Annotated in this window: 5 protein-coding genes; 2 read left to right on the top strand and 3 right to left on the bottom strand. The window is 71.8% G+C overall.

Annotated features, from left to right (window positions below; genetic code table 11):
• Position 1 precedes the first annotated feature (1 nt).
• Both Ssi02_RS38910 and Ssi02_RS27380 read left to right on the top strand, forming a co-directional pair.
• A complete protein-coding gene (locus Ssi02_RS38910; protein ID WP_239129813.1) occupies positions 2-2,527 on the top strand; it encodes a cytochrome P450 in 2,526 nt (841 codons plus the stop codon).
• A gap of 62 nt (positions 2,528-2,589) precedes the next feature.
• Positions 2,590-3,330 (top strand): thioesterase II family protein, encoded by a 741-nt coding sequence (locus Ssi02_RS27380; RefSeq protein WP_204030448.1) that lies wholly within the window; start codon positions 2,590-2,592, stop codon positions 3,328-3,330.
• On the opposite strand, the gene Ssi02_RS27375 is transcribed toward Ssi02_RS27380, so the two are convergent.
• The 3 genes from Ssi02_RS27375 to Ssi02_RS27365 all read right to left on the bottom strand — a co-directional run bounded on the left by Ssi02_RS27375 (position 3,317) and on the right by Ssi02_RS27365 (position 8,336).
• Positions 3,317-4,207: a DUF4429 domain-containing protein gene (locus Ssi02_RS27375; RefSeq protein ID WP_239129804.1), complete on the bottom strand. Its 891-nt coding sequence runs from the start codon at positions 4,205-4,207 to the stop codon at positions 3,317-3,319. The genes Ssi02_RS27380 and Ssi02_RS27375 overlap by 14 nt on opposite strands.
• A 51-nt stretch (positions 4,208-4,258) precedes the next feature.
• Positions 4,259-7,315, bottom strand: coding sequence for an AfsR/SARP family transcriptional regulator (locus Ssi02_RS27370; protein WP_204030447.1), 3,057 nt, complete (start codon positions 7,313-7,315; stop codon positions 4,259-4,261).
• A gap of 208 nt (positions 7,316-7,523) precedes the next feature.
• Positions 7,524-8,336 carry an SAM-dependent methyltransferase gene (locus tag Ssi02_RS27365; protein ID WP_204030446.1) on the bottom strand — a complete coding sequence of 271 codons (813 nt, stop codon included), beginning with the start codon at positions 8,334-8,336 and terminating at the stop codon, positions 7,524-7,526.
• Between the last annotated feature and the right edge of the window lie 138 nt (positions 8,337-8,474).

Below are 8,474 nucleotides of genomic sequence, written 5' to 3'. Positions count from 1 at the left end.
CATGTCATCCGAAGAGCTGCCTCCCGTCCTCGGCGGCTACGACCTGTCGGACCGCAGCAGGTATGCCGCGGGTTTCCCGCACGACGTCTTCACCAGGCTGCGCGCGCAAGAGGGCATCCTGTTCCACCCGCCGGGCAAGACCGCCGACGGCGAGGGCTTCTGGGTGCTGAGCCGCTACGCCGACATGGTGGAGGCCGCCCACGATCCCACCTTCTCCTCCCAGGGCGGCGGCGGACGCGCCGGCGGCGGCACCCACATCGACGACCTGGCCCCCGGCGTACACGCCGGAACGCTCCTCAACATGATGGACGACCCCCGCCACGGGCTGATCAAGGAGCAGGTGCAGCCGGGCGCGAGCGGGCAGACGCTCGCCGCGGTCGAGCCCGACCTGCGCGACCTGGCGAACTCGCTGGTCGCCGAGGCGGTGGCGAAGGGCGAGGGCGACCTGGTGGGCGACATCGCCGGGCCGTTCGCGATCAAGGCGGCGCTGCGGCTGCTGGGCGTGCCCCGGGAGGACTGGGACGCGCTCGCGGCCTGGGGCGACGTCAGCACCGGCTTCGACGACCGCGAGGCGGGCGAGGACACCGAGCGTTCCCAGGTGGCGCGGCTGGCGATCTACCAGTACGGCGCGAGCCTGCTCAAGCGGAAGCGGGCATCGCCCGAGGCCGACCTCCTCTCGGCCGTGGGCCTGGCAGAGATCCCCGCGGACTCCGGCCAGCCGCCGCTCGGCACCTACGAGCGGGAGGTGTTCTTCAACCTCACCCTCGGCGCCGGCACCGAGCCGCCGCGCAACGCCATCGCGATCGGCCTGCTGGCCCTCGCCGAGCACCCCGACCAGTGGCGGGCGCTCCGCGAGGACCGCTCCCTGCTGCCCGGCGCCATCGAGGAGATCCTCAGGTGGGCGTCGCCCACGCCGTACAACCGGCGGACCGCCACCAGGGACATCGAGTTCCGCGGGGCGAAGATCAAGGCCGGGGACAAGGTGACCTTCTGGTGGGCGTCGGCCAACCGGGACGAGACCGTGTTCGAGGACCCGTTCACCTTCGACATCCGCCGCGCGCACAACCCGCACCTCGCCTTCGGCTTCAGCAGCCACACGTGCATGGGCGAGCAGATGGGACGCCTCGACGTGCGGCTGATCCTGGAAGCCCTGCTGGACCGGGTGGAGCTGATCCGGCCCGCCGGGCCGGTCGAGTGGGCGAAGGACAACAAGCACACCGTGATGTTGCGGAAGCCGGTCGCCTTCGACGGCGTCACCGAGGTGCCCGTGCCCGCCGCGCCGCAGGTGCCGCCGACCACGCTGCCGCAGCACCCGGGGCAGTACATCATCACGCAGATGTTGCCCTTCAACCCGTTCGACCCGGCCTTCCGCGACGATCCGTACACGATCTACCGCCGGATCGCCGAAGGCGGGCCCGTGGTGCGCACCCCCGCGGGCACGGTGGTCGTGACCGGCCACGCCGAGATCGTCGAGGCGCTCGCCGACGCGCGGGGCGGGTGGGGCGACGGCAGGCTGGTGGCCGACCACTTCGCCAGGGACGCCGACGGCAACCCGGTGCGCCAGTTCGCCTTCATGGACCCGCCGGACCACACGCGGCTGCGCGGCCTGGTCGGCAGGGCGTTCACCGCCAAGGTCGTGGAGGGGCTGCGCCCCCGGGCGGAGCGGCTGGTGGCCGAGCTCGTCGCCGGCGCCCGCGAGGCCGCGGCGGAGGGACCGGTCGACCTCATGGAGGCGGTGGCCCACCCGCTGCCCAGCATTCTGCTGGCCGAGCTGATGGGGGTGCCGAAGGACAACCTCGCGGAGTTCCGCGCCTGGTCGGCCGCGATCGGCCGCGGCCTCGACCCCGACTTCATGCTCACCCGCGACCAGGTGGGGCAGCGGCAGGGCGGGCGCGAGCGGTTCAACCGCTTCTTCGCCGAGCTCGCGGCGAAGCGGCGCGCCGAGCCCGAGGACGACCTGATCAGCGCGCTGGTGGCGGCCGAGCAGGAGGGCGACAAGCTCACCGAGAGCGAGCTGGTCACCACCTGCACCCTGCTCATCAGCGCGGGCTACGCGCTCACCGTGCACCTCATCGGCAACGGCATGCTCGCTCTGCTGAAGAACCCCGGCCAGCTCGCCTGGCTCCGCGCCCACCCTGGCGAGATCGCGGGGGCCGTGGAGGAGCTGCTCCGCTTCGACGGCCCCACGCAGATGATCTCCCGGCTCGTGCTGGAGGACACCAAGGTCGGCGACAGCCCGGTCAAGGCGGGGGAGAGCCTCCTGCTGGTGCTCGGCGCCGCCGCCCGCGATCCCCGCGTCTATGAGAACCCGGACCGCCTGGACCTGACCCGCCGCCCCGGTGTGCGCAACCTCGGCTTCGGCCACGGCATCCACTACTGCATCGGCGCCCCTCTCGCGCGGGTGACCGCCCAGGTGGCGGTGGGGGCCCTGGCCGCGCTCGACATGGAGCTCGCCGTGGACGACCCCGCACGCGGCGACGGCATGGTGGTGCGCGGCCTGGCCGAGCTCCCCGTCCACCTCAAGTGATCCACCCGCCCCGCCCCCGCACCGGCGGGGGCGGGGCACGCTCTAGTGAGGAGAGACCACCTGTGACGACTGCCGACCTCTGGTTCCGGAGTTTTCACACGTCCACCGCCGGCGACGACCTGCGGATCGTCTGCTTTCCGCACGCCGGGGGCTCGGCCACCTATTACCGGCCGCTGTCAGCCGTGCTTTCGCCGTACGCCGAGGTCGTGGCCGTGCAATACCCCGGCAGGCAGGACCGTTTCCACGAGCCGATCCCCGGCATCGGGGAGCTGGCCGATCGCATCGCCGGCGCGATGCGCGCGGAGGGGCCGCGGCGGCGGGTCTTCTTCGGGCACAGCATGGGGGCGGTCGTCGCCTACGAGGTGGCGAGGCGGCTCGGGCCCGCGGCGGTCTTCGCCTCGGGGCGGCGCGGGCCCTCGGTGGGGCGGCCGGAGACCGTGCACCTGCTGGACGACGCCGGGGTGATCGCCCACCTGCGGTCGCTCGGCGGCACGGAAGCCGTGCTCCTCGACGACCCCGACCTGCGTGAACTGGTGTTCCCCGCCGTGCGCGGGGACTATCGCGCCGTCGCCGAACACAGGCCGGGGGAGCGGGGCCGGCTGGACTGCCCGCTCATCGTGATGACCGGCGACGCCGACCCGCTGACCGGCGTCGCCGACGCCGAGGCGTGGCGCGAGGTCGCGGGCGGCGGCTTTGAGGTCAGGGTCTTCCCCGGCGGCCACTTCTACCTCGCCGAGGCGTGGCGCGAGGTGGCGGGCGCCATGGTGGAGATCCTGGAGAAACTCCAGATCAGAACTCGGTGAGCCGGCGCAGCAGCGGCTGCTTGGCCGCGGTGAACTCCTCCTCGGTGAGCAGGCCGTTGCGGTGAAGCTCGCCGAGGGCGGTCAGGCGGCGCATGACGGCCTCCTGGTCGGCCGCCTCGGCCGTGGGACCCGCCGTGAGCTCCGCGGGGGGCTCGGGGGTGCGCATGGCCATGTGCGTGAGTACGGCGGCGCCGACGAGGAGCGTGGTGCCGCCGTAGCGCTGCACTCCCCAGGACAGGCAGCGAGGGTCGATCTCGGAGGCCACGACGGGCGTCGAATAGGTGAGGTGGAAGCGCAAACAGCCGTAGCTGAGGCCGGACTGCGGGGCCCATTCGACACCGGTGACGTCGGTCAGGTGATAGCTCTGGGGGCCGAGCACGCTCTTGGCCTCTCTGGCGAACCCCGTCCACTCCAGGCGCACCTGCTCGCCGTCGAAGGTGACGGTGCCGTCGCCGGCACTGGCCGAGACCGGGACGGCGGTGCGGGGCATCAGGTAGGTGTCGCACGGGCCGCTCGGCACCTCGTGGATCAGCAGGGCGTTGCGCACCTCGTCCACGAAATATTCGGCGAGATCCGTGCGCTCCTTGGGCACCGAGAGCCGGTAGGGGTCGGCGGGGCTCGTGAGCTGCCCCATGGCGAGGTCGGACAGCGGGTCGGCCCCCGGGCGCATGCGCAGGCGCAACCATCCGCCTTTGCGGGCCGGCTCGAACGACACCGCGGCGACGGCGGCCAGCGGGACCACGATCTCGCCCAGCGCGCGGCGAATCTCATGGGCGTTTTTCTCGCTTGTCGGAACGATCCTGATGATCTCCCCGTCGAAGGTCCAGTTTCCATCAGGAACGTAGATCTCGGCCATGGTCATCAGGATAGGGCGCAAGGGGCCGCTCCGGGCATCGCCCGATTGGTCATGTGGAGGGCCCTCGTGCCGTTATGCGGAGGGCTCGGAAAGCCCCTCGATCGCCTCGGTCGCCGCCCGTGCGCCGGTCGCGTCCCCCGCCTCCTCGGACAACGCCACCGCCTCCCGCCACGCTGTACGCGCCGCCTCCGGATCGCCGGCCGCGGCGTGCGCCTCTCCCAGGGTGATGAGCGCCCCCGCCAGGTAGGACTTCCACCCGCGGGCCCGCCAGATGGCCACCGACTCGGTCATCCGCTTCAGCGCGTCATCGGGCCGCCCCTCGGCGAGGTCGAGGCGGCCGATGAGCCACAACGCGTCGGCGAGGTGGTGGCCCAGGTTGTATTGCCGCCCGAGCGCCGCCGCCGAGTCGGCCACCGGCCGCGCCCGTGGATCGCCCTGCAGGGCGTAGACCTTGGCCAGCACCGCCATGACCATCGTCTCCGACGACGGGTCGTGCAGGTCGCCCTTCAGTTCGAGTGAACGGCTGAGGTGGTGGTGCGCCTCGCTGTAGTCGCCGATGACGCAGTGGGCGAGGCCGAAGAACTGGTGCACGGTTGACTGGAAGCGCCTGTTGCCGAGCTCGTGCGCCAGCTCCAGGGCGCGGGCCAGGTGGGGGATGGTGTCGTGGGCCCGGCGCTCGCCGTACGCGACCGCGATCGCCAGGTGCGCGCGGGCCTGCCCGCCGATGTGGCCGGTCTCCCCGGCCAGGGTCAGCGCCGTGCGGGCCGCGTCGAGGGCCGCCTCCACCTCGCCCGTCGCGGCCAGCCCCCAAGCGCCCATCGCGTAGGCGTCCGACAGGCCGCGCTTGTCGCCGATCCGGGTGAACATCTCGGCCAGCCGCTCCCCGCCGGAGCGCATCGTGCCCATGCCGCCGCCCTCGTAGCCGCTGCCCATCCAGGTGGTCACGTCGAGCAGCCCGCGCAGCATGACGGCCTCCCCGAGCAGGTTGCCCGTGGCCCGGCACACCTCCATGACCTGCACGTTGGTGCGGCGGCACTCCTCGAACAGGCCGCGCGTGTCCAGATAGCGCTCCAGGCATCCGGCGAGATCCCACGCCAGGTCCGGCCACATCAGCTCGCACGACTGCGCGATGGCCGCCCGCAGCGCGGCCCGCTCGGAGTCGAACCACGCCACCGGGTCTTCCAGCAGCACCGAGGCCGGCCGCTCCGGCACGCTCTCGGGCATCGCGGGCCCATGGATGATCGCGTAGCAGGCCGCGGGGATGCCCTCCATCGCCCGTCCCGAAAGCGCCAGCCACATGCCGAACGCCCTGGCCAGGGCCTCCTCCCGCTCCTGTCGATCGTCGGCCAGCCCGGCCTGCTCCCTGGCGTAGAGCCGCAGCAGGTCGTGGAAGCGATAACGCACCTGCCCCGTCGCGTCGACGCCCGCCACCGTGACGAGCTGGGCGTCGACGAGGGCTTCGAGCTCCTCCGTGCCTTCGGCGTAGTCGCAGTCGAGGAGCGCCCCCGCCACCCACGAGGCGAAATCCGGCGCGTTCAGCAGGCCGAGCCGCCGGAAGAGCCGCTGCCCGCGCTCGGGCAGCCCGAGGTAGCTCAGCGCGAAACTCGCCCGCACCTCCAGGTCACCCGCCGCGAGCTGGTCGAGGCGGCCGTGCTCGTCGCTCAACTGGGCGGCGAACGACGCGAGGCTCCAATGCGGGCGCGCGGCCAGCCGGGCACCCGCGATGCGCACCGCCAGCGGGATGTGACCGCACAGCTTCGTGATCTTGGCGGCGGCCCGCGGCTCTGCCTTGACCCGCGCGGCGCCCACGATGCGCTTGAGCAGCTCGGACGCCTGCCAGGGGTCCAGCACGCCGAGGTCGATCGTGCGCGCACCCTCCAGGCCGGTGAGGCGGGCCCGGCTCGTCAGCAGCACCGCGCAACTCGGCGCCCCCGGAAGCAGCGGACGCACCTGCTGCTCGGAGGCGGCGTTGTCCAGCACGACGAGGATCTTCCGGTGCGCCAGATGGCTCCGGTAGAGCGCGGCCCGCTCCTCCAGCGACTCCGGGATCGTCGGCCCCGGCACACCGAGCGCGGTCAGGAAACGTGTCAGCACCGTGCCCGGATCGGCCGGCCGCGCCTCGGCGCCCCGCAGGTTCACATAGAGCTGCCCGTCGGAGTAGGCGCCGGTCAGCCGATGCGCGGTGTGTACGGCGAGAGCCGTCTTGCCGATGCCCCCCATCCCGGCGATCACCGACACGACCAGCGGCTCACCCGTCCGCAGCGGCTTGTGCGCCGCCGACGAGCGATCGAGCAGCGCCGTCAGGTCGCCGATGTGCCCGCCGCGGCCGGTGAAGTCGGCGATGTCGGGCGGAAGCTGCGCGGGGACCCCCCGCTTCGCCGCCGCGGGCGTCTCACGTGCGGGTCGCCCGGTCAGGATGGTCTGGTGCAGCTCGCGCAGCTCGGGACCGGGCGGCAGGCCCAGCTCCTGGGAGGAGATCCGGCGGCCCTCGGAGTAGACCGCGAGCGCCTCGGCCTGCCTGCCCGACCTGTCCAGTGCGACCATGAGCTGCGCGCGCAGCCGCTCACGGAACGGCTGCTCCCGCACGGTGACGCCGAGCTCGGCCACCAGCTCCGCGTCGCGCCCGAGCGCCAGCTCGGCCTCGAACCGGCTCTCCAGCAGCGCCAGGCGCTCCTCGGAGAGCCGCAGCGCCTCGTCTCGGAGCTCGGGCCGGTCGTCCAGATCGGAGTACGGCCGGCCCCGCCACAGGGCCAGCGCCTGCCGGAGCAACTCGGCGGCCCGCTCGTGCTCTCCGGCGGCCAGGGCGTCACGCCCCTCCCGCCCGAGGCTGCCGAAGCGGTGCACGTCGAGCTCGCCCGGCTCGACGGTGAGCACATAGCCGCTGCCGCGGCGCTCGATGCGCTTCGGGCCCAGGGCACGCCTGAGTTGATAGATGTAGAGGCGGAGGTTGTCGGCCGCGGTGCGCGGCGGCGAGTCACCCCACAGCGCCTCGACGAGGGTGTGCTGCGGCACGGGGCGGCCCGCGTGGTGGAGCAGCGTGGCGAGCACCAGGCGTTGCTTGCGCCCGCCCAGCGTGACCTGTCCCCTGCCTGAGATCACCTCGATCGACCCCAGGACTGCGAACTCCATCCTCGGCCCCTGTCAGATGCAACCAGGACGGGCACAATCTTGTCGATCGAGCCGGGTTGGGGTCAACTCCGCAGTTCACATGGCGTGAACCCATGGCGGTGGGGGTACGGCGAAGCCGGGCAGTGAGCGGTTTGACGTGCCTGGCCCCGTTTTGTCAAGCAGCATACGGCTTTATCCGGGTGTGCTGGCTTGTTTCCGCTTAGATCGTTCAGGTGCGTCGTCCCACACCGCAGACCGCCCAGACGGACTCCGGTCTGGAACGCTGGATCCCCGGGGCGGGGCGCCACTCCGGCAGGTAGACCAGGCCCGGCCGCACCATGTCCATCCCCTCGAAGTAGCGCTCGACCTCGGCCCTCGTGCGCAACTGGCCGTTGTCGCGTTCCTGGTCGGGGCCGCCCAGCAGGGCCATGAGCCGCGCGGTCACGTTCGGGCGAACGTCGGACACCGCATGGGTGATCGCGATGAAACTCCCTGGGACGACCGCCTTGCGGAAGTGCGCGGGGATGCGGGCGGCGATGTCGTCATCTTGCACGGAGGTCAGCAGCGACATCATGAGCACCGCGACCGGCCGGTCCAAGTCGATCGTCTGCCGCAGGCGCGGGTCGTCCAGCACGAGGTCGGGTTCACGCGCGTCGGCCTTGACCATCGCCGTGGGGCCGCCGTCCTCCAGCAGGGCCCGCCCGTGCACGATCACCATCGGATCGATGTCGACGTAGGCCACCCGGGCATCGGGAACGATCTTGCGCGCGAAGTCGTGGACGTTCCTGCGGGGGGTGGGAAGCCCGCAGCCGAGGTCAATGAATTGCGTGATGCCGGTCATCGCCAAAAAAGTCACGACCCGCTCCACGCAGCGTCGCCCTTCCCTGCACATCAGCGGGAGTTCCGGCGCGATATCCAACACCGCTCGTGCCAACTCCCGGTCGGCGGCAAAGTTGTCCTTCCCGCCGAGGAGGTAGTCATAGATCCGAGCTTCGCTCGGAGTTGCCGGGTCGAAGCGAGCGAGCCGTGAAAAGTCCGCCATAGCCGTCCGTTCAGCAGATTGCTGATATTAGCCCTGGTTCAACGATGAGTGCCCATTTCAGCGGAACTATATTATGGCGCGGTGCTGATGTGGTACCGGAGAAAGAAAAGTATGCGGGGACGGCTGCACCCCCCTGCT

Source organism: Sinosporangium siamense (assembly GCF_016863435.1).
GTDB lineage: Bacteria > Actinomycetota > Actinomycetes > Streptosporangiales > Streptosporangiaceae > Sinosporangium > Sinosporangium siamense.
Note: the sequence above shows the minus strand (reverse complement) of the source record. Positions and strands in the feature narration are given on the sequence as shown.